The 23,398-nt window shown below is 44.5% G+C and carries 20 protein-coding genes and 1 tRNA gene; 15 read left to right on the top strand and 6 right to left on the bottom strand.

What is annotated here, in order from left to right:
* Positions 1-203: 203 nt before the first annotated feature.
* Both A8140_RS17950 and A8140_RS17955 read left to right on the top strand, forming a co-directional pair.
* Positions 204-1,343: an exonuclease SbcCD subunit D gene (locus A8140_RS17950; protein ID WP_005532071.1), complete on the top strand. Its 1,140-nt coding sequence runs from the start codon at positions 204-206 to the stop codon at positions 1,341-1,343.
* 9 nt (positions 1,344-1,352) lie between these two features.
* Complete coding sequence (locus A8140_RS17955) at positions 1,353-4,409, top strand: AAA family ATPase (RefSeq protein WP_005532072.1); 3,057 nt, start codon at positions 1,353-1,355, stop codon at positions 4,407-4,409.
* Between the two features lie 87 nt (positions 4,410-4,496).
* On the opposite strand, the gene A8140_RS17960 is transcribed toward A8140_RS17955, so the two are convergent.
* Positions 4,497-4,877 (bottom strand): cystatin domain-containing protein, encoded by a 381-nt coding sequence (locus A8140_RS17960; protein WP_005532074.1) that lies wholly within the window; start codon positions 4,875-4,877, stop codon positions 4,497-4,499.
* A gap of 373 nt (positions 4,878-5,250) precedes the next feature.
* Here A8140_RS17960 and A8140_RS17965 point away from each other — a divergent pair, with 373 nt between their 5' ends.
* From A8140_RS17965 to A8140_RS17995, 7 genes are all read left to right on the top strand, one after another.
* The gene (locus A8140_RS17965) at positions 5,251-6,933 is read left to right on the top strand and encodes an immunoglobulin-like domain-containing protein (RefSeq protein WP_005532076.1); all 1,683 of its coding nucleotides are present in this window, start codon (positions 5,251-5,253) and stop codon (positions 6,931-6,933) included.
* A gap of 190 nt (positions 6,934-7,123) precedes the next feature.
* On the top strand, positions 7,124-7,666 hold the full coding sequence (locus A8140_RS17970; protein ID WP_005532081.1) for a P-loop NTPase family protein: 543 nt from the start codon (positions 7,124-7,126) through the stop codon (positions 7,664-7,666).
* A gap of 121 nt (positions 7,667-7,787) precedes the next feature.
* On the top strand, positions 7,788-7,976 hold the full coding sequence (locus A8140_RS25915) for a hypothetical protein (RefSeq protein WP_331437029.1): 189 nt from the start codon (positions 7,788-7,790) through the stop codon (positions 7,974-7,976).
* 70 nt (positions 7,977-8,046) lie between these two features.
* A complete protein-coding gene (locus tag A8140_RS17980) occupies positions 8,047-8,700 on the top strand; it encodes an aspartate/glutamate racemase family protein (protein WP_005532083.1) in 654 nt (217 codons plus the stop codon).
* The gene (locus tag A8140_RS17985) at positions 8,687-9,115 is read left to right on the top strand and encodes a hypothetical protein (protein WP_005532086.1); all 429 of its coding nucleotides are present in this window, start codon (positions 8,687-8,689) and stop codon (positions 9,113-9,115) included. The genes A8140_RS17980 and A8140_RS17985 overlap by 14 nt, the downstream gene beginning before the upstream one ends.
* A gap of 27 nt (positions 9,116-9,142) precedes the next feature.
* Complete coding sequence (locus A8140_RS17990) at positions 9,143-9,670, top strand: histidine phosphatase family protein (RefSeq protein WP_005532088.1); 528 nt, start codon at positions 9,143-9,145, stop codon at positions 9,668-9,670.
* 56 nt (positions 9,671-9,726) lie between these two features.
* The gene (locus tag A8140_RS17995) at positions 9,727-10,248 is read left to right on the top strand and encodes a lipocalin family protein (RefSeq protein WP_005532090.1); all 522 of its coding nucleotides are present in this window, start codon (positions 9,727-9,729) and stop codon (positions 10,246-10,248) included.
* Positions 10,249-10,313: 65 nt separating this feature from the next.
* On the opposite strand, the gene A8140_RS18000 is transcribed toward A8140_RS17995, so the two are convergent.
* From A8140_RS18000 to A8140_RS18020, 5 genes are all read right to left on the bottom strand, one after another.
* The gene (locus A8140_RS18000) at positions 10,314-11,309 is read right to left on the bottom strand and encodes a succinylglutamate desuccinylase/aspartoacylase family protein (protein WP_005532098.1); all 996 of its coding nucleotides are present in this window, start codon (positions 11,307-11,309) and stop codon (positions 10,314-10,316) included.
* A 146-nt stretch (positions 11,310-11,455) separates the two neighbouring features.
* Positions 11,456-12,988 (bottom strand): putative basic amino acid antiporter YfcC, encoded by a 1,533-nt coding sequence (yfcC, locus tag A8140_RS18005; protein ID WP_080619524.1) that lies wholly within the window; start codon positions 12,986-12,988, stop codon positions 11,456-11,458.
* 218 nt (positions 12,989-13,206) lie between these two features.
* Positions 13,207-13,533, bottom strand: coding sequence for a c-type cytochrome (locus A8140_RS18010; RefSeq protein WP_005532103.1), 327 nt, complete (start codon positions 13,531-13,533; stop codon positions 13,207-13,209).
* A gap of 81 nt (positions 13,534-13,614) precedes the next feature.
* Complete coding sequence (gene ltaE / locus A8140_RS18015; RefSeq protein WP_005532104.1) at positions 13,615-14,619, bottom strand: low-specificity L-threonine aldolase; 1,005 nt, start codon at positions 14,617-14,619, stop codon at positions 13,615-13,617.
* Positions 14,620-14,643: 24 nt separating this feature from the next.
* Positions 14,644-15,159: an NUDIX hydrolase gene (locus tag A8140_RS18020; RefSeq protein WP_005532107.1), complete on the bottom strand. Its 516-nt coding sequence runs from the start codon at positions 15,157-15,159 to the stop codon at positions 14,644-14,646.
* A 271-nt stretch (positions 15,160-15,430) separates the two neighbouring features.
* Here A8140_RS18020 and A8140_RS18025 point away from each other — a divergent pair, with 271 nt between their 5' ends.
* From A8140_RS18025 to dld, 6 genes are all read left to right on the top strand, one after another.
* Entirely contained in the window at positions 15,431-17,092 is a 1,662-nt protein-coding gene (locus A8140_RS18025; RefSeq protein WP_005532109.1) for an ATPase RavA domain-containing protein, read from the top strand.
* A 9-nt stretch (positions 17,093-17,101) separates the two neighbouring features.
* Positions 17,102-18,556, top strand: a complete 1,455-nt coding sequence (gene viaA / locus A8140_RS18030) for an ATPase RavA stimulator ViaA (protein WP_005532110.1) — start codon at positions 17,102-17,104, stop codon at positions 18,554-18,556.
* Positions 18,557-18,790: 234 nt separating this feature from the next.
* Positions 18,791-18,864, top strand: a tRNA-Cys gene (locus A8140_RS18035).
* Between the two features lie 414 nt (positions 18,865-19,278).
* The gene (locus A8140_RS18040) at positions 19,279-20,046 is read left to right on the top strand and encodes a hypothetical protein (protein WP_005532112.1); all 768 of its coding nucleotides are present in this window, start codon (positions 19,279-19,281) and stop codon (positions 20,044-20,046) included.
* Between the two features lie 152 nt (positions 20,047-20,198).
* Positions 20,199-21,101, top strand: a complete 903-nt coding sequence (locus A8140_RS18045) for a LysR family transcriptional regulator (RefSeq protein WP_005532115.1) — start codon at positions 20,199-20,201, stop codon at positions 21,099-21,101.
* A 447-nt stretch (positions 21,102-21,548) separates the two neighbouring features.
* On the top strand, positions 21,549-23,255 hold the full coding sequence (gene dld, locus A8140_RS18050) for a D-lactate dehydrogenase (RefSeq protein WP_005532117.1): 1,707 nt from the start codon (positions 21,549-21,551) through the stop codon (positions 23,253-23,255).
* Positions 23,256-23,398 lie beyond the last annotated feature (143 nt).

Here is a 23,398-nt window from a genome sequence, read left to right on the forward strand (position 1 = left end):
GGAAATGCTTTGCCTCGGCTAGGTAACAAAATTAACAAACTGTCATTTGTAAACTTGATTGAATAGCCACGGCTTGTTGGATTATACCTATTCGTCTTCCAATGCCTAAACCTTGTCATAAACCACATGAAAAGCTTACGAACTCAAGATATCCTAGGGGGATAATAAGATAGCGCCATATTGATGGCAGAAAGTGAATTCGAATGAAGTTTATCCATACCTCAGATTGGCACCTTGGCCGACAGTTTCATAACGTCTCTTTGCTTGACGATCAGCAAGCGGTTCTCGACCAGTTAATCCAATACGTTGAAGACAACCCTGTTGATGCGGTGGTTGTTGCTGGTGATATTTATGACCGTTCTGTCCCACCAACCATTGCGATTGAACTACTTAACAAAGTAGTGAAGCGAGTCTGTGGTGAGCTAAATACGCCGATGATTCTGATTTCTGGCAACCATGATGGAGCTGAACGTTTGGGTTTTGGTTCAGAACAGATGAAAAATGCGGGCCTTCACATTATCAGTAACTTCGAAGACATGCTTACCCCTGTTGTTATTGAAACAGAAAGCGCAGGGCAAGTTGCTTTTTATGGCATGCCTTATAACGACCCTGAGCAAGTCCGTTTTGCCTACCAAGAACCCGTTTCGACCCACGATCAAGCGCACAAGTTACTTGCCGAGAAAATCACGGAGCAGTTCCAGCCAGAACAACGCAACGTGTTAGTCAGTCACTGCTTTGTCGATGGTGCCATTGAGTCTGAATCTGAGCGTCCACTTTCGATTGGCGGTTCCGACCGTGTCAGTCACGAGCATTTTCTCAACTTTGACTATGTAGCGTTGGGGCATTTGCACCAGCCACAGAAAAAAGGCGAAGAGTACATTCGTTATTCTGGTTCACTGATGAAATACAGTTTTGGTGAACAAAACCAGAAGAAAGGTTTCACGCTGGTGGAAATTGACCAAAACGGTTTTGTCTCGGCAGAGCATATTGAGCTTGCCGCACCTCATGATATGCGAATTGTTGAAGGCGAACTTGAACAAGTAATAGAGCAGGGCAAAACCGATCCGAAAAACGAAGACTACCTGTTGGTACGTTTGATGGATAAGCACGCGATCTTAAACCCAATGGAAAAGCTACGTACTGTTTACCCAAATGTTTTGCACCTAGAAAAACCGGGCATGTTAATTGGTGTCGAGCAAGAAATGGCGCAAGCGAAGTTGGCGAGAAGTGAGATAGACATGTTCCGAGATTTCTTTTCGGAAGCGCAAGACGGCCAATTATCGCAAGAACAAGATCAAGCGATCAGTGACATTATCAAACAACTTTCTCAGCAAGCTCAGTAAGGATCAAACATGAAACCCATTAAACTGACAATGCAGGCTTTTGGTCCGTTTGCTCAAACAGAAACGATTGAATTCGACAAGCTGGGTACTAACCCTCTGTTTCTTATCAATGGTCCTACTGGTTCGGGTAAAACCTCGATTCTCGATGGGATTTGTTTTGCGCTTTATGGTGAAACGACGGGTAACGAGCGTCAAGGCATTCAAATGCGTTGCGATATGGCAGCACCAACGTTATTGACCGAAGTGACGCTAGAGTTCTCTTTACACGGCAAATCTTATCGAGTGATTCGCTCACCAGAACAAGAAGCACCAAAGGCGCGTGGTGAGGGCATGACGGTGCGTAAGCATACCGCAGCTTTGTATGAGATTACGGACGAAGAAAAGCTCATCACTAGCAAAACAACTCAAGTAAAGACAGAAGTGACCAATATTATTGGCTTGAACGAAACTCAGTTCCGCCAAGTGATGGTGTTGCCACAAGGTAAGTTTCGAGAGTTGTTACTTGCGACATCCAAAGAGCGGGAAGAGATCTTTGGTCAGCTATTCCAAACGGATATCTACAAGAAGATTGAATACGCACTGAAAGACAAAGCGAGTGCTATTAGCAAAGCCAAAGATGAGTTTGATAACCAAATTCGAGGCGCACTGCAGGTGGCTGGTGTTTCTTCCGAAGCAGAGTTAACAGAGCGGCGTGAGGCGTTATCTGTTCAATTTGAAACCGTACAAAAGCAAGAGCAAGGATCTCTGGCGCAATTAAATGCGGTAAAAACTGATCTGCAGAAAGCAGAAGCGTTGAGCAATGAGTTTAAAAAGCGCGAGCAAGCCGAAATTGCATTGAAGCGACATTTAGAACAGAGCGATGCTGTCTCATCACGTCAATTGCAGTTAGACAATGCGAAGAAGGCAAGCAAGGTTGAGTTGCCTTATGTCACGTTACAAAATGCCTCAAAGCAAACGCAAGAACTTGAGCAAAAGGTGGCTAAGCTTTCTCAAGATCTTACTGTGGCAAATGACGCGGTAAAATCCAAAGAAGGCGCATTGCAAACCGCGAAAGAACAAGCCGCTCAATTGCCAAAACTGACAGAGCAGCAATACCAACTTGAAGGCATGAAAGGAAAGTTGGTTGAAAAGTCAGAGCTAGAGAAAGCCATTAACGCAGGTTTGACGCAAAAGTCGGAGTTTGAGGCAACGCTTAAGAAATATATCGCTCTGAAAGAGAAGTTAACGCTAGAGGCGCAACGAGGTCAGAAGTCTCTGGATCAAGCCCGAGTCAATGTTGCAAGTATTGGCAGTGTAGAGGCTGAGATAAAACAGCAACAACGTTTGATGCAAGACCTACAGAAGCTCACTGGCTTAAACCAAGAGCTAGCGAAATTGGATGCATTGACGCCTAGCAAGCAAGCTTTGGTTGACCAAGCAAAAGCGCGATACGTAGAACTTCAACGCTCAGCAGATACACTTGAATTGAGCTGGCACAATGCTCAAGCTGCTGTATTGGCTCAGCGCTTACAAGCCGGTGAAATGTGTCCAGTGTGCGGTAGTGTAGAACACCCTCAACCCGCTCAATTTTTTGCTGAAGAGGTAACAAAAGAGCAAGTTCAGCGTGCTCGAAATACGGAGCGAGAAGGGCAAGTTGCGCTTAACCAATTGAGCAATCAATTGGAGCAGCACAATATCGCAGTCGGACAATACAAACAGCAGATAGAGCAACTATCCGTTGAACTTGGCCAAAACGCATCGATGGATTTAAGCGCGTTACAAGCGTCCATGCAGCAGCTCAATGAACGTTTACAGCAATTGTCATCGATTAACTTGGTTCAGCTGGAACAAATTGTCAATGAGTTAAACCAGCGTTGTGTTACTGGGGAAGGTAAGATCAATGATCTGCAAAACCAGATGGCAGCGAATGAATCGACGATAAAAGGGAACCAAGAGCAACTGGCTAAACTGTCTGCTTCGTTAGATGCCAAGTACTCATCTCTTGAAGTTCTTGAGCAAGACATTGTTGTGATTCAAAAACAGATTACGGAGTTGAATACCGCATTCGAGTCTGCACAAAACCATTTACAACAAGCCGTGCTGGCGAAGACCAATATTGAAAGCCAACTGACAACCAATCAACAGTGGTTGAATGAGGCACTAGAGCGTTTGAACACAGCCAAAACTGATTGGGCGCAAGCGTTGCAGGCGAGCGCATTCGAGGATGAAGCACAATTCCTAGCAAGTAAAGTTGATGAAGCTGAGATGCAGGTTTGGCAGCAAGAAATTGAGGCGTTCAAACAGACTCAAATCAAGCTAGAACAAACCTTGGCAGACTTGAGCTCCATGTTGAAAGACCTGGCGTTACCTGATTTAGAAGGGTTTAACGTTAAATTAAACAGTGTCCAGCAAGGTTACGTTGAAGCGCGTAATCAGCTTGATAGCACGCGCTCTTTGTTTGAACGTCTAGAGAAAGTCCGTAATGACATCGCGACGTTACATGACAAGAACACCAAGTTAGAAGACGAATACAAAGTGTTTGGCACCTTGTATGACGTTGCAAGCGGTAAAACGGGTAGCCGTATCAGTTTGCACCGATTTGTCCTTGGTGTGTTATTAGACGACGTGTTGATTCAAGCGTCACAGCGTTTAAGCCTGATGAGCAAAGGCCGTTATATCTTGGCTCGTAAAACTGAAGGCTTCAAAGGTGCGGCAGGGCGGGGCTTGGATTTGGTAGTAGAGGACAGCTACACAGGTAAAACCCGCGATGTTGCGACGTTATCAGGTGGTGAATCTTTCATGGCAGCGTTGGCATTAGCGCTCGGTCTATCTGATGTTGTGCAGTCTTACAGTGGTGGTATTCGCTTGGATACGCTGTTTATTGATGAAGGTTTTGGCAGCTTAGATCCGGAATCATTGGATCTTGCGATTCAAACCTTGGTCGACTTACAGCAAACGGGTCGCATGATTGGCGTGATTTCTCACGTATCTGAACTGAAAGAGCAAATGGCACAGCGTATTGATGTTGAACCATCGCGACTTGGTTCTACAGTTTCTGTGAAATCTCAGATGGCATTTGATTCTTAATCAATACCTGTAAACGTAAATAAACAAAAGCCCCGCTAGATTACGGTGTAAAGTAGCGGGGCTTTTTGTTTCTCTGTCTCGAAGCACTTACTGTTCGCAGAAGCGACCTTCCTTCGGCGATTGCGTAATCGCATATTCACCATCAAGGTTGCGGTAAACAACCGTGTTCCAAACTGAGCCATCATTCAATTCAAACTCTATCGCGTAGTTCACACCACTAACAACCTGTGCATGAATGGACAAGATCTGTTTAAACGAAGCGAGAGTTTCCATTTTCTTTAGGACAAAGGCCATAGCCTTTTGAGCGTCTGGGGTGGCGTCAAATTCATTCCACCCACCTGGCATATTTCCTTGTGTATTACATACATCTGCCGAGGTTGTTGGTTGTGCCGCTTCATCTTGAGTATTTTGCTGACATCCAGCAAGAAGAATCAAGATAGCGCAAGCTGACACGGTTTTTAATTTCATAAAATTAACCTCTGTTTGCAAGCACGTATTATAAAGCTCGGCGTTAAAGCACAATGTCTACGTTGTGCAAACTTTTGATATGCAGAGGGTTAAATCCTGATGAAATCGTTGCGAGCGAGCTCCAAAAAAAGAAGATTGGTTAAGTTTTTGTGGGATTTTGATAGAACGTCACGCTTAATTGCGAGCGCAGCTTTACGGTTCATTTCGCGTCGTGAATTAAGATCACAATTATAAAATAGACATTAAAAACATAACTTTGTAAGTGTATCTGTTTTCTTAGCTCGGCAATATAATCCAAACGAAATTCATTAAGTGCCAATACAAAGTACTGAATGATTGTTGTGATGAAACAAAATGGATGAGAGGTAACACGATGAAGCAAAAAGCGCTATATCTAGCAGTAGCAATGGGTTTGAGTGGTCTTGCGAACGTCGCATCCGCTAATGAGATGGTAAATCCTGATGGTGGTGTCGTAGTGGGTTACTGGCATAACTGGTGCGATGGCGCTGGTTACAAGGGAGGTAATGCACCGTGTGTAACATTGGATGAAGTTGATCCTATGTACAATGTGGTTAACGTCTCCTTTATGAAGGTATTCAATACCAGTGAAGGTCGTATTCCAACCTTTAAGCTCGATCCAAATATCGGCCTTTCAGAACAACAATTTATTGACCAAATTGAAGCTCTAAACCAACAAGGACGTGCCGTTCTCATCGCTCTTGGTGGCGCAGATGCTCACGTTGAACTTAGAACTGGTGACGAACAAGCGTTCGCACAAGAGATTATTCGTTTAACGGATAAGTTCGGTTTTGATGGTCTAGATATCGATCTAGAGCAGTCAGCAGTAACGGCAGAGAACAACCAAACCGTAATTCCAGCTGCACTTCGCCTTGTAAAAGAGCATTATCAACAACAAGGTAAGAACTTCCTAATTACGATGGCGCCTGAATTCCCTTATCTAACAGAAGGTGGCAAGTATGTTCCTTACATTACTGGTTTAGAAGGGTACTACGATTGGATCAACCCTCAGTTTTACAATCAAGGTGGTGACGGTATTTGGGTTGATGGCGTGGGTTGGATAGCGCAAAACAATGATGAGTTAAAACAAGAGTTTATTTACTACATTTCGGACGCTCTATCGAACGGTACACGCGGTTTCCACAAAATCCCGCATGACAAACTGGTGTTTGGTATCCCATCTAACATTGATGCTGCTGCAACGGGCTTTGTTCAAAACCCTCAAGACCTTTACGACGCGTTTGATCAACTTAAAGCGCAAGGGCAGGCACTTCGTGGCGTAATGACATGGTCGGTGAACTGGGATATGGGCACCGATAAAAATGGCCAAGCGTACGGTGAAAAATTCGTGAAGGATTACGGTCCGTTTATCCACGGGCAGACTCCACCACCAAGTGAAGGTGAACCAGTGTTTAGTGGCCTCAACGATGTTCGTGTGCATCACGGTAGTTCATTTGACCCGTATGCAGGTGTTACTGCGTCTGATAAAGAAGATGGAGACCTAACCAACAGCATCACTGTCGAAGGTTCAGTTGATGTGAACACGGTAGGCACATATGTTTTGGTTTACAGTGTAAAAGATAGCGACAACAATGAAACCAAGCAAAGTAGAACGGTTGTTGTTTACAGCCTAGTGCCTGAGTTTGAAGGTGTCGCAGATACGACCATCCAGCTTGGTGACGCTTTTGACCCAATGGCAGGCGTAAAAGCGACGGATGCAGAAGACGGTGATTTGACTGATCAAGTGCGTGTAGAAGGCAGCGTAGATTTGAACGTACTAGGTGTCTACGACTTGGTTTACCGCGTAACGGACAGTGCTAATCAAACTACGACTGCACAACGCTCTGTGATTGTTTCTGATGGCAGCAGTTACCCTCCGTATGAATCTGGAAAAACGTATGAAGCAGGTGACATTGTCACAGGTTCAGATGGCAACTTGTATCAATGTAAACCATGGCCATACACGGGCTGGTGTTCAAACCCTTCTTATGCGCCAGGTGAAACCGTTTACTGGTCAGACGCTTGGGATAAGTTGTAATTAGCCCATTAGTTGTTGCAAGCCTCCTTAATTGGAGGCTTTTTTATGCGCGTAACTTCACATCTAATTGAATCTACACTAGAAATTTAAAGCGTAATCATTAGTATTTCGCCTCCGCATTTTCCCGACTTTCCTATAGTTGGTGTGCGTCGCTCTTTGTCAATTTGGTACGGTCACCTAGGAGGATTTAATGAAAAGGATCAATGTAGTAGGCAGCAGTGGAAGCGGTAAATCAACGTTTTCAAAGCAGCTCGCAATGAAATTAGGTGTCACGTACATAGAAATGGACAGGTTGTTCTGGCTTCCCGATTGGAAAGAACTCGATGATGAGACGTTCTTCTATAAAGTCGTGGACGTGACTCAACAAGACGCTTGGGTACTCGATGGGAACTACAGCAGAACACAACCATACAAATGGCGAAGGGTCGATACCATCATCTGGCTCGATTATTCACGTTTTATTACCACTTATCGCTCCGTAACTCGTGCTATCAAAAGGGCATGGACTCAAGAAGAGTTCTGGGAAGGAACTGGAAATAGAGAAAGTTTTAGAAAAGCGTTTTTGAGTAAGGATTCGATTATTTGGTGGTCGATTAAGAATTACCGAAAGAATCGGAAGCGTTATTTAAAGCTGAAGGAGGATTTAAAAGGTTCGCCTATCGAGTTCATCCACATCACTTCGCCCAAAATGGCAGAAGATTTTTTGCTTTCTCAAGATTTTATAAATAAATAGCTAACTTATTTAAGTGACTTTTCTGTCACAGATCGCAGCTGTGCGAATTCTGACATTCGGTATTATGATCGGTTACGAGGAAATGGCGATATCCGGCTACCTAGGTTGATTACTCGCTGTTTTGTTGGTTTATCCCTTTGCCTATGTTGGTATTCATATCGGTGTATTCGATATAAAAGTCCGTACCAAGGTCAGCCGTTATTTCAATCGTATAGTATTAGCTTTGATTGCATTTCTACTGATTATGCATATGCAAACCGAAGTGGTTTACGGCAAGTACTTTCTTGGTCTTTGGGAAGCACAACAATAACTTTGATCGCATTAATTCCCGTCGCCTTGTGCTAAGTTGTCGAAATTGAAATAAAAATCGACAACTTAGCATGAAGCCATACGACATATATTTTCTTCATACTTCACCCGTACACATTTCACCTTTCTTCGAACTGATGACAGAGCTCGCACCTGATTTAAAAGTCGCACACTTTGCCAATGCTGACTTGTTACAGCGTTTGGTTGCTGGGGAAGACGAATCTAAGGTGAAGCAATCAGTACAAGACAAAGTAAGCGAGCTTTCTGAGCAAGCAAACTTGGTGGTTTGTACCTGTTCTTCAATTGGTCGCTTTGCTGAATCGCTTACGGAGCAGGGCGTTAACGTTCAGCGTATCGACCGCGCAATGGGTGATCAAGCCGTAACTCATGAGCGAGTATTGTTACTTGCGGCATTATCGACAACCATTGAACCTAGTTTGGCGTTACTTGAGACAAGTGAGGGCAATTGTATTCTTCAGTTAGATACGTTTGTGGTTGAAGGTGCTTGGGAGCGTTTTCTCGACCAAGATAACCAAGGTTATTACGACAAGATCAAAGCGGTAATAGAGCAAAAGGCTCGTGATTATGACGTAATCGTATTGGCACAAGCTTCGATGTCAGGTGCGGCATCATTAGTTGATGTCGATATACCAGTATTAAGCAGCCCACGTTTAGGAGTAAAAAGGGCGATTGAAACCTTAAGGACATTCCATGCAAATATCTAGTTGGATTCAGCTTTGCTTACGTGAGCTTGAAGGTACGCCCATAAAAGAACATTCCGATATCGACGTGTCTTTTGCGGAGTCTGAACGTTTCTCAAAATGGAAGGCAAGCAAAAGAGAAGTACGCTTGGAAGAAGTCAGTGATCGTTGCTGGATCAAGAGCTGCACAGGTGGCTACATCACAGAGGTGCACTTACATGCGGATGGTTCACTCGATGAATACACTTTGTTTGGACGCCTTCATACCAAAGGGTATTGGGAGCTAGAGGCTGGCGTACTTCATATCACGCTCTACAAAGGCGAAAACACTTATGAACTTTCTGTTGTAGGAAACCGTGAACCTTCCATCCACTCTGCGATTGAATTCAAAAATGGAGAAGTGCACTCCCATCTAAAACTGACTCCAATTTCTCAATAGCAATTTAACAAGGACGAGTACCACAATATGGATATTGTATTTGTAAGGCATGGCGTGCCAGATTTTACGTTAGCGGATGAGCGGCAGATGACTCAACTTGAGAAGGATTATGCGCCGCTTTGCCAAGAGCATTTGCCCGAGCTGCAAGAAAAACTCAATCATCCAGTCTTCAATGATGCTGAAATCATCATAAGCTCACCTTATACGCGTACTCTTCAAACTGCAGAAATTCTCAATCGTCATCGCGGTTTGCCTTTGTTTGTTGAGCATGACTTGAGAGAGTGGCGTGCTGACAAAGAAGGTGGCTACATTACCTTGAATGAGAGAGACCGACGTTGGCACGAATATCGAGAGCTATTAAAAGTAGGTATTCCAATGACTGATACCCGCTACGAACATGTTGACGAGTTAAAAGCGCGTGCAGAGCTAGTGTTGGAGCGTTACCGTCAATATCGAAAGGTTGTTGTCGTGAGCCACTTTAATGTGTTTGAAGCACTACAAGGTTTCCAGGACGTAGGACTGTCCTGTGGAGAATTTCGATACATTAATTTCTGATCGAATTTTTATCTTCTATAGTAAAATCAGACACTAATTTAATTTCAGGTTGCTGTATGAAATCTCTTAAAACACTTTTACTTTTGTCCCTTGCAACGTTGTTTGGCTGTACGTCTAAACCGGACGGCGTGGAGCCGGTCAACAACTTTGAACTTCAACCATATCTAGGCAAGTGGTATGAAATTGCGCGTCTTGATCATTCCTTTGAGCGTGGTTTATCGAATGTGACGGCTGAATACGAGTTACGTGAGGATGGTGGCATAACGGTTATCAACCGAGGCTATTCAGAAGAAGATAAAGAATGGACGCAAGCTGACGGCAAAGCGTATTTCGTCGATGGTGAAAACACAGGGCATTTGAAAGTGTCTTTCTTCGGTCCATTTTATTCGTCTTACATCGTATTTGAGCTAGGTGAGAACTACGACTACGCGTTTATCTCTGGTTTCAATCACGACTACCTATGGCTACTGTCACGCACACCAACCGTCGATAAAGCAACGATCGAGCGCTTCAAAAAAGTAGCAAAAGAGAAAGGCTTCGCGTTGGACGAATTGATTCTCGTAGACCAAACCAAGTAATAGTCACAGCGACAAATGAAACATGCCCTACAAAAAGTAGGGCATGCATTTTATTTAGTCCGGGATTACTTAATCAGTCGAACAACCAAAGAACCAGGTGCGCGGATCGATTCAATGTTGTGACTCAGAACTGTACCCTCTGTTGGCGCGGTATAACGCTGAATCTCATCACCAAAGCTGTCGTATTGAATCGCAACTAACTGACCTTGTTCTACCTTATCCATCATCTTCACTTGTGGCAGTACAAAGCCACCCAGTTCGGCGCGAATGCTGATGATGTTTTTACCTTCTAGACAAGGCGTGATCTCTGCAACTTCACCAGACACGACGTCATGACGAGCAAGGATATTGAAGATGCCAGTCACGGTACGGTCGATCAGCTCTTGTTCTGTGTAACGGCCCATGCCCACCTCGATGGTAATGCTTGGAATGCCGCTGTTGTTCCATACAGTTTCAAGTACACCAGCGTCACCCGGATCGTTAAGAATCACGTCAGGGTTAATGAGGCGAGCCATTTCCACAGATTGCTCGATACGGAAATCGGCAAAAACGTACAGCGGGTAAGCAGCACCAGTGGTTTGAGTGTGCAAATCAATCGCCAGTTCTGCGTTCGGCTTAAGAAGGTTATTCCACAAAGCAAACAGGAAGCGGTTTGCTTCGTTGCCATTTGCATCGCCAGGGAAGAAACGGTTTAAGTTTGCAGGAGATGCATCTGGATCCGCAGAGAAGAAGTCACGGCTGTGGTTCAGCATACCCGTCAGGTTGATGGTCGGAACGACAGTTACAGTACCCGCGATGTCTTTACCAATCAGTTCACGTGCGGTCTTTTGCGCCGCTAAAACACCGTTGTATTCGTCACCATGAACACCTGCTGTGATCATGATTTTCTTACCCGGTTTTTCGCCTTTGAAAACCAACACAGGCAAATGTTGCCATTGAGATAGGGAGTTGGTTGCGATACGGAACCAAAACTTATGCTCGCCTGCAGGCAAGTCTGTTACGTCAAGAGATTGAATGACTTGATGACCTTGAATTACGTCATCCAGAAATTGTGTTGCCATTAAAGTTGTCACTCCAAAACATCTTACTTCGATGCTTGTTTGCCATACGGCTTAAATTAAAAAAGGCGAGAACCTTGTCTCGCCTTATTCTTTATACCCAAGCTCCGCTTTCGCGTTTAAGTTACTTGGGGATATTAGTAATCAGTTTACGCAAAACCCATCAAGTGAGCTGCGACGACGACAATGCTCGATAGGGTAAAGAGTAATAGCATAAAGCGCCAGCAGAATTTCGCCCAGTCACCCCAGTCGATACGACACACTCCCAGTGTTGCCATTAGAGACGCTGAAGTAGGAACGATAACGTTAGTGAAACCGTCACCAAGCTGGAATGCTAGAACCGCAACCTGACGTGTAACGCCAGCGATGTCTGCAAGAGGAGACAATAGAGGCATTGTCAGCGCTGCTTGACCAGAACCTGAAGTCACGAAGAAGTTGAAGATAGATTGGAAAACATACATCAACCAAGCCGCAGCAACATCTGGAAGACCGCTGATCACGCCGCCAGCGCTGTTCAGGATCGAGTTCAGTACGCTCGCTTCATCAGTAGTACCGCCACCTAGGATAAGCAATACACCTTTCGCACAACCAACCAATAGAGCAGGAGCAAGCATGATTGCTGCGCCTTCTTTAAATGCGTCAGCCGCGCAGTTTAGCGTCATGTCGTTTAGACGGAAGATCGTACCGATGATCGCAACGACAAAGCCCATAGTGAAGAATTGAGACGCGATTTCCGGGATGTACCATGCGTTAGCCACTACGCCCCATACGACCCATACTGTGGTTGCGATAACCGTAAGGATAACCATCGTATCACCTAGGTTCCAACGAGAGTCGTGATCACCAAGCTCTTGCTGGCGGAAGTATTTGTCAGTACGGCGGCTGTAAGAAAGCTCAGGGTTTGCTTTGATACGCGCAGCATAGATCATAGTGAAAGCAATACCAATCGCGGTAAACGCAGCCCAAAGACCCATACGCATAGTCATACCAGACAGAACCGGAATACCAGCGATGCCTTGTGCGATCGCTACCGAGAATGGGTTCATCCAAGACGTTGCGAAACCAATTTGAGTCGCAACGTAGGTCACCATTACTGTAGTGATACCATCGTAACCAAGGCGAACCATTAGTGGCGCGATGATAATCGCAAATGCTACGGCTTCTTCACCCATACCAAATACTGCGCCGCCCAAAGAGAACAGCAAGAACAGAACTGGAATGAATAGTGCTTCGTTACCTTTGGTCTTATCGATAAGGCGAAGGATACCGTTGTCAATTGTGCCTGTGCGCATTACCACGCCAAATGCACCACCGATAACCAGCATGAACATGATAACGCCAATCGCGCTGCCCCATTTAGAGCCTGAAACCAGACCTTCGAATGGGAAGTTCATTAGACCAATGCCACCACCTGAAGCGAACAGTCCAACCTTGTTGTAAACCAATTCACCATTTTCGTCGGTTGCATAAGAGAAAGAAGATGGATCGATAACTGTGCGAGTTTTTTCTGCACCGTCGACCATGTAGGCCACCTGTTGGCTATCGAAATGACCAGCAGGAATTAAGTAGGTAAGAATCGCAGCAAGAATACCAACAATGAAGATCAAAATGAGGGTATCAGGCATCTGCCATGATTTAGGGGTCGCCGCCGATTCCGATGGCTGAGCTTGTGTGTGAGACATAACCTATTTCACGTCGAATAATAGAAAGCATGAAATATCGATAAAATAGAATAAAAAGTCAATATTAACTGAGTTGGTGAACTATAAATTCATCAATAATTTGATCTGAAGAGGGTTGGGTTGATTATCAATAATTTATTGGTTAATTATTTGGGTTGGATGTTGTGCGAATGAAAATAGAGTTAGGACTTGTGGCTATTCACAAGTCCCATAATTATTCACCTTTCTGCATGAGGTGTTTGTTCTGAATAAAACACGGCAACATCGCGTAAATCTTCATCATTCAACATGCGTAATTGGGCTGCCATCATCTCAGCCATAGGGCTTAAGCGAAGCCCATCTTGATAGGCTTTCATAGAATCATACAGGTACTGAGCATTCTGACCGGCTAGGTTAGGGTAAGCGTCGTTTGTCGTTATGCCGTTTGAGCCATGACAATAGACACAGCTTGGTGATTTAAGTTTGCCTTTATCAACGTCACCAAAAGGTTTCGCCACAACAGAGGAAGAGAGAATAAGAGACGCTAGAAGCACGTATCTAAGCATGGATAGTTCTCGAATTTAAAATATTGGTTTCGAGATAGAATAAAGCTTCCCCTTAGGGGAAGCTCAATGATCAAAATCAAGTTAAAGCAGAGATTTAAGGCTAGATAGGAAAGTATCGATGTCTTGTGCCGAAATATCTTTATGCGTCACGAAACGGATTGGGTTTCCTGGAGTAATCGTGATGCCTTGCTCTTTCATCTTTTCTGCAATACCAGCGATATCCACTTGTGGATCAAGCTTGGCAAAGACGATGTTGGTTTGAACAAATTCTGGATTAACAGAGAAACCAGGCAATTCCGCTAAACCTTCCGCTAATGTCTTTGCATTGATGTGGTCTTGTTTTAGTTGTTCCACTTGCTCGGTAAGGGCTAGTTTGCCAGCTGCTGCAAGGATACCCGCTTGGCGCATACCACCGCCGACCATCTTTCTTAGGCGACGAGCTTTTGCGATGTACTCTTTACTACCAAGCAGCAGTGAACCAACAGGGGCAGCCAGACCTTTCGACAGACAGATGGTCATTGAATCAAAGTACTGACCAATCTCTTTCACCGGAACATCAAGCGCAACGGCTGCGTTGAATACGCGAGCGCCATCTAGGTGCATCTGCAAGTTATGTTTGTTCACAAACTCACGGGCCTCTGCAAGGTAGGAAAGAGGAATCACTTTACCGTTGATGGTGTTTTCTAGACTAAGTAGGCGAGTGCGTGCAAAGTGCGCGTCATCTGGCTTGATTGCAGCTTCTAGCTTATCGAATGGCAAAGTACCGTCTGGGTTGTTTTCAATCGGTTGAGGTTGGATAGAGCCCAGTACCGCCGCACCGCCAGCTTCGTACTTGTAGTTATGTGCTTGCTGACCACATAGGTATTCGTCACCGCGCTCACAATGCGCCATTAAGCCAAGTAAGTTTGCTTGTGTGCCAGAGGTTGTGAACATTGCCGCTTCAAAGCCCGCAAGCTCAGCAGCAAAATGTTCTAACTCGTTAACGGTTGGGTCATCACCGTACACATCATCGCCGACAGGAGCGGTAAACATTGCTTCACGCATTGCTTGGGTAGGTTGTGTAACGGTATCTGATCGAAAGTCCATAATTCTCTCCTCGGTCGAAAAGACCTAAATATAACCGCAAAGACGAGCTTTGCTTAGGCAAGCGATAGTTTTGGCATCAGTAATCATGCCTTGAATAATCTGTTGTTCGAGTTCTTCTCGTGACAATGTCACCACTTCAATGACTTCATCGTCGTCACACTCGTATCGATTGGTCCTGTTCAGTTGCTCAGCAACAAACAAGTACTGGATTTCATCACAGAAACCAGCAAGAGGGGTAACTTGACCAAGCGATGTGAACTTTTCGGCGCTGTATCCTGTTTCTTCTTCCAACTCTCTTTGAGCGCAGTGCAAAGGATCTTCATCTCCTTCACGTGTGCCAGCAGGCAATTCAAGCAGCCATTTGTTAAGAGAGGGGCGGAATTGATTAACAAGAACGATGTTGCCATCTGAAGTAATGGGTAAGATAACGGCAGCACCGGGGTGTTGGATAGTGGTATGTGTGATCATCCGACCAGTTGGTAGCTTGATTTCCTCTTCGACCAGAGAGATCTGCTTCCATGTATGAATTGTTTTGCTCATGCAGTTGTGGATCCTAGCTGTAACCGCGTGTTGACGTGTTTTGCACATTAACCACAAACCGCGTGAAACAAAAGTAGAAAATGGTTTCATACTCTTATGAAAACTGCACTTTCAGTGAGTTATGTCCCATAAATGAAAACTATGGTTACCCGCGCACGCGCGCGAGGAGCATCTGGTATAACCGAGGTTCAATAAAAAATACACTTGTAACAAAGTGATAACAAATGTATAAAATTAAATATACAGCCTCAGTTCAACAGCCGGAGCTTTTATGATTCAACCATCTTTCGCATCAAATGCAGAAAAGGCGCTTCTTTCAGAACGTATCAACAAGCTGGCTAAAGCACTGACCGAAGGCGTTTACGAACGCGAACACACCATCAAACTTTGTCTTCTTGCCGCTCTTGCCGGCGAAAGCGTCTTCCTTCTTGGTCCTCCTGGGATCGCAAAAAGCTTAATCGCCAAACGTCTTATTCAAGCATTTGATAACAGTAGTTACTTTGAGTACTTAATGACTCGCTTCTCAACACCAGAAGAAGTGTTTGGTCCGTTGAGCATTCAAGAGCTGAAAGATAATGGTCGTTATGTCCGTCTTACCCAAGGTTACCTGCCAACGGCGCAGGTGGTTTTCCTTGACGAGATCTGGAAAGCAGGCCCTGCCATTCTGAACACGTTGTTGACCGTTGTGAACGAAAAGACATTTAAAAACGGCAGCGATATTGAACGTGTACCGATGCGTCTTTTGGTTTCTGCATCTAACGAGCTACCAGATGAAGACAGCGGTTTAGACGCACTTTACGATCGTATGTTGGTGCGCGTGTTCGTAAACCGCATTCAGGACAAACAGAATTTCAAATCCATGCTGACAGTGGGTACGTCTCAAGAAGCGCAAGTTCCAGAGGGCTTGGCGATCACAGACGAAGAATACCACCGCTGGCAGCAGCAACTCGACAAACTCACTCTGACGGACAACGCATTCGAAAAGCTTTTTCAACTAAAAACCATGTTGGAAACCAAAGTTGAGTCTGAGTTTGGCGACGCATCATTAACAGACATGTACGTGTCTGACCGCCGTTGGAAAAAAGCGGTGAAACTGCTTAAAGCAAGTGCGTTCTTTAATGGGCGTGACGAAATCAACCCACTTGATCTTCTGCTATTGCAAGATTGTTTATGGAATAGCCCTGAGTCACGCGATGTCGTTCGCGGTGTGATTCAAGAGTTCGCTCTTAAGCATGCCTTCGACCAACAAGAAGCAGAGCAAGAGATCGAATACTGTCGTGAATCTTTGGTTGATGTACAGCATGAGCTTGAAGACAAATATCGCATGACACTAAACGCTGAAGCGGCAACAGGTCTGCTTCGCAAAGAAACCATGAGCTTTGATACATCCAAAGCGAAAACTTACAAAGTAGGCGCGGCGGTGAATCTGGTTAAGCTGGTTATTCTGCAAAGCAACATGTCGGTTTCTGAATCAGAGAAGGGCGACAGTCGCTGGGTATACGTACCAAAAGACGAGCTTGACCGAGTGATCAAAGAAGGTCATGGCGATGTGTATGGTTACGTGAACCAAAACACCAATATGTGTCGTCTGCGTTTTGATGTCGATGCAGCCAACAACCTAGTGATCCGTGACATTGCTAACCGAGGCGTGTTGGTGAGCTTGGTTACCCAACAAGGTTTAGACGTTGAGCTTTACCAAAAATGGTTGGCAGAAAGCGAAAAAGCAGTAAGCCAATTGAGCGAAGCTGAACATCATATGCGAAAGGTTAAAGCCAACTTCCATGGCGCATTGCCGCACAGTTTCGTGGATCCAGAGTTACCACGTCTAATGGAGTCGAGTCTGCAACAGGTTAGCCAGAGACTTGAGTCTATCCAAGGTGAAAGCGAGAAGATCATTCAACGCTTCAAAAACTTACATCAGTTTTTCTCTTAAGGAGACGACATGTTAGGTGCAGACGGACTCAACTTAGCGCTCATGGTGGCAGATTCAGGCATCATTGATAGTGCGGTTAACGATTTAATGGCGCGTTCACAAGTCATGATGATGGCGGAAAACCGAGGAATGAAATCCTCAGTAAAAAACCATCTACTTAAATGGCGTGGCAACGTGAAAAAGCGCATGACGAAAGTCTGTGAGACAGAACGTTTCCAACAAGAACTCGCACTTTACCAAGAAGTCATTTATTGGGATGAGAACGAGTTCTTTGAACGCATTGATGACGTAATCAAGAAGCTTGAATGGCACTCAGCGTTTTACATGCAAGCGCGTCGTATGATGGAGAAGAACAAAGGGGTGAACAATCCAATGTTCCCTCATTACTTCTGTGACCAGTGGTATCAAAGCCTTGCTGAAGCAATCAAACAAGCACAAGTTTCTGAGCTTGAAGAGAACAAAGAAAAAGTCCTTAACGACCTTTATCAACGTATGGAAACCATGCGCAACATGGACAAAGTGACGGAAGCTGGTGACGAAGAAAGCGTAGGGCGCTTATGGGACATGGCGTCAGCTAAGTTGAGCAAAACAGACTTAACTGTGATGAAGCGCCACGCAGAGTTCCTTAAAAAGCACAAAGGCTTGCGAGATATCGCAGAACAGCTTGGTCGCATGGCGGGACAAGTGAATGATCCTGACCTCAACCGCGCACCAGCAGAAGAGCTGCAAATGGTTGAGGAAAAGAGTGACGAAGCGACAGACGATATCGTCGGTATTCATGAAAGTGATGATCTCAACAAACTGCTACCTAACGAAACCATGTTTTTGGCGTACCCAGAGCTGGAAGTCGTGTTCTACAAGCATTTGGTTGATAAACGCTTGATGAATTACCGTACGCAAGGTAAGTCTCGCACACTGCGTAAAGTGAAGGCGCACAAACCAGATCATAAAGCGGTGGACGTTGAAAAAGGACCGTTTATCGTTTGTGTTGATGCGTCAGGCTCGATGAGTGGCTTCCCAGAACAATGTGCAAAAGCTATGGCTTATGCACTTATGCAAATCGCTCTGGCTGAACAGCGTGATTGTTATGTGATCATCTTCTCCACTGAGCACATTACTTACGAGTTAACGCGTCAGGATGGCTTACGTGAAGCTGCCGACTTTTTAACTTACAGCTTCCATGGTGGCACGGATTTGGAGCCAACGTTGATTAAATCCATCGATTTGATGAACAGCGACAAATATAAAAACGCCGACATGGTTGTGATTTCAGACTTCATTGCGCCAAAACAGCAAGATGAGTTGCTCGCAAAAGTCGATGCGTTAAAAGCGAAGAAGAACCGATTCCATGCCATTAGCTTGTCGAAGTACGGCAACCCAGCCTTAATGTCGATGTTTGACCACACTTGGTCTTACCATCCAAATGTAGTGGGGCGCTTGTTTAAACGCGTTGCCAACGGTTAATCGCGAGAATAAAGATACTAAAGCGGCATCGATTGCCGCTTTTCTTTTGTCTATCTGTTTTGATTTGACTTAACCAAAGTGAGTAAATCTGGGCGGTGTAGGTCGAATTAACATCGGATTGGTTTAAAACAAAGCAAACAAACAGAAATTTTGGATTTTTGTTTGACTATATTTCCTGAATCCGTAAAGTAGCAACCAACGCAACGGGGCAGAGCCTTTAAGCGTAAACAATTTGGCGCCTTGGCAGAGTGGCTATGCAGCGGATTGCAAATCCGTGGACCTCGGTTCGACTCCGGGAGGCGCCTCCATATTGTCGGATATGGCAATAGCGATATTCAGATGCGAGAGCATCAACAATAGACCAGCGAGAGCTGGTTTTTTTTGTGCCCGACATTTGGTGTGTGAATACGCTATATTCAGTATCTTAGATAGCCCTCAAGAACGGCCTTACAAAAGTTTACCTCACCATACAAACTAATACGCTGTTGCTAGTTTATCTTTAACCCGATGATACAAAGAAGTTTTTGGCTTCGCTCTGCTGATGTTTAGTGAGGCGATATCTTTTCTTGAGTGTGTATAGTATTTTGTATATCAATCTTTGTTGTTATCATTTTTGTCAATAAGAGCTGCAGCTGATTAACATCTCTGTAGCTTTGTAGCCTCTCCCATGTGCCACGGGGAGAACGCTCCTTACAATCGATACGACAACAGGAAAACAATACGTGACCTTTAGAATACATGCTGCTCATGCATATTCCCTTTTGATGTTTACCACCCTATTTGCTTTAGCAGGCTGTGGAGGTGACTCCGGCGGTACAACTGTTACACCGCTTGGGGAACCTCAAACTCCATACACCCCTAAATTTGCTTCTGAAAGTTTAGTTCTAAACTTAAAAGATAATAGAGACATTAATGTCGAACGTGTTGAAAATACAAGTCGACTTGTTTCTGCTTTTTATGATGAAGAAATGGAGAGACTCTTTTCCGCTGTAGGTTTACCTGACAATTCGACAATAGACGACTTAAGAAACAAGCTTTCAGCCCCAGTTGGCGAAACGGAACATGGGTATGACAGAGTGTATTCTATTTACGATTCTGGTGTGAGCTTCCATATTGAATCAAATTCTTACCTCGCCTTTGGCCTAAAAGATATTTTTGAGGACCAATCTGAATTGCGAGGGGATCATTACACTAATATAGGGCTTGTTTCGATACCTAACCAGATATATTGCTCTTTGATAATAAGTGTTTTTGATAAACCATCTCTCACGTGCGAGAGTAACGATGACGGCAATCAACTTGCCATCTCATACAGAGAAACAAATCAGTGGGCTGAATACAGTTTTAAGTTGTCGTCAGATGATTTCAATTTTGATGAAACGTCTGTCACATTTCAGCCTAATACAAGGAAAATTGAGCTGAAGCAAAACGGTAACTCTGCAAAAGAGGGATGGTTAAACAATGACACATCAGTATCATGGATTAACTAGAACCACCGATTAATTCTGACAACAAGGGCGAGCCATACCAGCTCGCCTTTCTCGTTGAGGAAGCCTTTAAAAGCCAAGTGTGAACTTTCTTGCGGCAATCTATTGGAAATCTCTTTAGAATGTCTTCTTCGACAGGGAAGCAGTGAAGACACATGAGAAATACCGACGACTACATTATTTTCTTTCATTTGGTTGAACAGGGTTCATTTAGCGCCGCTGCAAGACAAATGGAACTCACTAAGTCGGTCGTCAGTAAGCGCATTGCCAAATTAGAGCAGGAGATAGGTGTTCAACTGCTATATCGAACCACACGCACGCTTAAACTGACAGAAGCAGGGCAATCCTTCTTCGAGCATGCTCGCAGCGTTTACCAAGCCGTCGCAACCGCAGAGGAGTCGATTGTTGGTTTAGGCAAGAGCCTATCCGGCAACATCAAGATTACCGTTCCGACCATCTCTGGTGAACTTATCCTTCCTACCGTTATTTCTGAATTCAACCAAGCTTATCCAGATATCAACATTGATATGGAGCTGGACAACCGGTTTGCCGACATCGTCAACGAAGGTTTTGACCTTGCCATTCGTACTGGGGTTTTGCCTGACTCAAGCCTGATAGCACGCAAGCTCGTCGATGCAAACTGGATTGTGTGTGCATCGCCTAGGTACGTCGCTAAACATGGCAAACCAAAAACGCCAGACGATCTCACTAAGCACAACTGCTTGGTTTACGCCTATCAAGAGACAGGAGCTCGTGAGTGGGCTTTCAAGCGTGATGACGAGGTGCATCAGGTTAAGGTGGATGGGAATCTATGTACCAATAACTCATCTGCGTTACGCAACGTCGCTTTGCTAGGGCAAGGTATCATTTATGTGCCTCGGGTGCTGGTTTATGAAGACTTGCAGCAAGGTAAGCTGATTCAGTTGTTTAAAGACGAAACGGCTAAGTGTTTGGGCATTTATGCCGTGTACCCATACACTCGTCAGCAACCAGAAAAGATTAAGATCTTTATCGAGCATCTGTATCAATGCTTTCAACGTCGTAGCCATCAATTCTAGTGGCTCAACTTTTCTCAAAGTAATGATTCTTCTTTGATCAAAGGAATTCGCTCTAAATTTTAAACTCTCCAATCTATCGACTTTCTTCATTAACCGACAATGTCACAGCCATATAACGCTTCTATAACGTCATGGTATTCACATGTTGTGGTTTTGTTTTGGCTGAATATTCTTTCAAGGTTAGGTATATAAGGCCTTGTTGAGCCTTTTGACTTTCTTTTTCTTCGATATCGTGCACATTTGTTAACAATGTACTTTGCTATTGTTTCTTTTTGGAAACGATAAATTTCTTTGTTGATTTTATAGCTCTTATGATTTTAAGTAATTGAATATGTTGGTAATTAATGTGGTTAACTTTATCTGGACGTTGTTATCGGACTTTGGTGGCATGGACGTTCAGATTCGGACTACTTATATTGGCTGGGCATAATAACTAGAGATACGGATATGAAACAGAAGCAGCTCATCGACGCGTTTGTCACCATTGTCGGGGAAGAAAATGTCCTTACCGATCAAATCAAAACCAAGTATTACCGCAGCGGTTTTCGCTCAGGAAGTGGCACGGCATTGGCGGTGGTTTTTCCTAAGACTTTACTAGAGCAGTGGAAGGTCATCCAACAATGTGTAGACAATAATTGCATCATCATCATGCAAGCGGCTAAGACGGGGCTGACCGAAGGCTCAGCGCCAAATGGTAGTGATTACGACCGCGACGTGGTGGTGATCAATATTACCAAGATGAAGCAAATCTATCTGTTAGACGGCGGTAAGCAAGCGGTTTGTCTTCCGGGAGCAAGCTTACATTCATTAGAAAAAGAGTTGCGAGCGGTTAATCGCGCGCCGCATTCAGTGATTGGTTCTTCCTCTCTTGGCGCAACCGTCGTGGGCGGTATTGCAAACAACTCTGGTGGCGCTTTGGTTAAACGTGGTCCGGCATATACAGAGTTAGCCACATTCGCTCAGGTGGACAAAGACGGTAAGCTCAATCTTGTTAACCACCTTGGTATTGAAGGATTAGGCTCGACGCCTGAAGAGATCTTACAGAACATCCAAGATGGTAATTTCGACCCAGATAAAGTGGTTCATGATGAACGTATGGCATCGGATAAAGAATACGACGAACGTGTTCGTGATGTGACTTCTGATATCCCATCGCGCTTTAATGCCGATGAAAGACGTCTTTACGAGGCGAGCGGTTGTGCGGGTAAGCTTGGCGTGTTCGCTGTTCGCGTCGATAGCTATCCAATCCCTGAGAAAGAGCAGGTGTTCTACTTGGGTACTAACAATCCAGATAAACTGACCAAGCTGAGAAAAGACTTCCTTACTCAATTCGAAAACTTGCCAGAGATGGGTGAGTACCTTCACCGAGATATCTTCAATATGGCAGAGAAATACGGTAAAGATGTGTTCCTTTCCATCGATTTATTAGGCACGGACAACCTACCTAAGATGTTCTCGCTTAAAGCTAAGGTTGAAAACTTCTTAGAGCGCGTTCCGTTGGTCAGTAAATATCTGCCAGATACGATTTTGTACTACGCAAGTAAGTTATTCCCGCAGCATCTTCCTAAGCGCATGTTGGAATACCGTGATAAGTACGAGCACCATCTTGTACTTAAAATGAGTGACGGCGGCATTGCCGAAGCGCAGAAATACCTAAAAGAGGTGTGGGCGGCTGAACAGGATAGTGACTTCTTCGAATGTACGCCAGAAGAGGGTAAGAAAGCATATTTACACCGTTTTGCAGCAGCAGGTGCAGCCATTCGTTACGAAACCATTCACCGCAATGAAGTGGAAGACATTGTTGCTCTCGATATTGCGTTACGACGTAACGATGAAGAATGGTTAGAAACATTACCTGAGGAAGTAAGTAAAAACCTCGTTAAGTCCCTCTATTACGGGCACTTTATGTGTTATGTATTCCATCAAGACTATGTTTTCAAAAAGGGCACCGACACCAAGTTAATGAAGAAGTTGATGCTGGATCACCTAAATAGTCGCGGCGCGAAATACCCAGCAGAACACAACGTAGGGCATTTGTACGAAGCGGAAAACTCGCTACAAAAGTTCTATCACCAACTTGATCCAACCAACACCTTTAACCCAGGCATAGGTAAAATGGACCGCTATAAGCGCAATTGTAACTGTTGTGCTTAAGCATTAAGTCAATATGATGTGGAGAGTCGCTTTAACAGCGGCTCTTTTTAGTAATAAATGGTGGTAGTAGTCGTTTGAGTTTTAATCGAATCGCTCAACTCCCATACGTTCAGTCGTGTTTTTAACCATCTGAATCAAAAAGA

Source organism: Vibrio campbellii CAIM 519 = NBRC 15631 = ATCC 25920 (assembly GCF_002163755.1).
Taxonomy (GTDB): Bacteria; Pseudomonadota; Gammaproteobacteria; order Enterobacterales; family Vibrionaceae; genus Vibrio; species Vibrio campbellii.

Coding starts and splice junctions, on each gene's coding strand:
- A8140_RS17950 (WP_005532071.1), top strand. CDS start 204: ATGAAGTTTATCCATACCTCAGATTGGCACCTTGGCCGACAGTTTCAT.
- A8140_RS17955 (WP_005532072.1), top strand. CDS start 1,353: ATGAAACCCATTAAACTGACAATGCAGGCTTTTGGTCCGTTTGCTCAA.
- A8140_RS17960 (WP_005532074.1), bottom strand. CDS start 4,877: ATGAAATTAAAAACCGTGTCAGCTTGCGCTATCTTGATTCTTCTTGCT.
- A8140_RS17965 (WP_005532076.1), top strand. CDS start 5,251: ATGAAGCAAAAAGCGCTATATCTAGCAGTAGCAATGGGTTTGAGTGGT.
- A8140_RS17970 (WP_005532081.1), top strand. CDS start 7,124: ATGAAAAGGATCAATGTAGTAGGCAGCAGTGGAAGCGGTAAATCAACG.
- A8140_RS17980 (WP_005532083.1), top strand. CDS start 8,047: ATGAAGCCATACGACATATATTTTCTTCATACTTCACCCGTACACATT.
- A8140_RS17985 (WP_005532086.1), top strand. CDS start 8,687: ATGCAAATATCTAGTTGGATTCAGCTTTGCTTACGTGAGCTTGAAGGT.
- A8140_RS17990 (WP_005532088.1), top strand. CDS start 9,143: ATGGATATTGTATTTGTAAGGCATGGCGTGCCAGATTTTACGTTAGCG.
- A8140_RS17995 (WP_005532090.1), top strand. CDS start 9,727: ATGAAATCTCTTAAAACACTTTTACTTTTGTCCCTTGCAACGTTGTTT.
- A8140_RS18000 (WP_005532098.1), bottom strand. CDS start 11,309: ATGGCAACACAATTTCTGGATGACGTAATTCAAGGTCATCAAGTCATT.
- yfcC (WP_080619524.1), bottom strand. CDS start 12,988: ATGTCTCACACACAAGCTCAGCCATCGGAATCGGCGGCGACCCCTAAA.
- A8140_RS18010 (WP_005532103.1), bottom strand. CDS start 13,533: ATGCTTAGATACGTGCTTCTAGCGTCTCTTATTCTCTCTTCCTCTGTT.
- ltaE (WP_005532104.1), bottom strand. CDS start 14,619: ATGGACTTTCGATCAGATACCGTTACACAACCTACCCAAGCAATGCGT.
- A8140_RS18020 (WP_005532107.1), bottom strand. CDS start 15,159: ATGAGCAAAACAATTCATACATGGAAGCAGATCTCTCTGGTCGAAGAG.
- A8140_RS18025 (WP_005532109.1), top strand. CDS start 15,431: ATGATTCAACCATCTTTCGCATCAAATGCAGAAAAGGCGCTTCTTTCA.
- viaA (WP_005532110.1), top strand. CDS start 17,102: ATGTTAGGTGCAGACGGACTCAACTTAGCGCTCATGGTGGCAGATTCA.
- A8140_RS18045 (WP_005532115.1), top strand. CDS start 20,199: ATGAGAAATACCGACGACTACATTATTTTCTTTCATTTGGTTGAACAG.
- dld (WP_005532117.1), top strand. CDS start 21,549: ATGAAACAGAAGCAGCTCATCGACGCGTTTGTCACCATTGTCGGGGAA.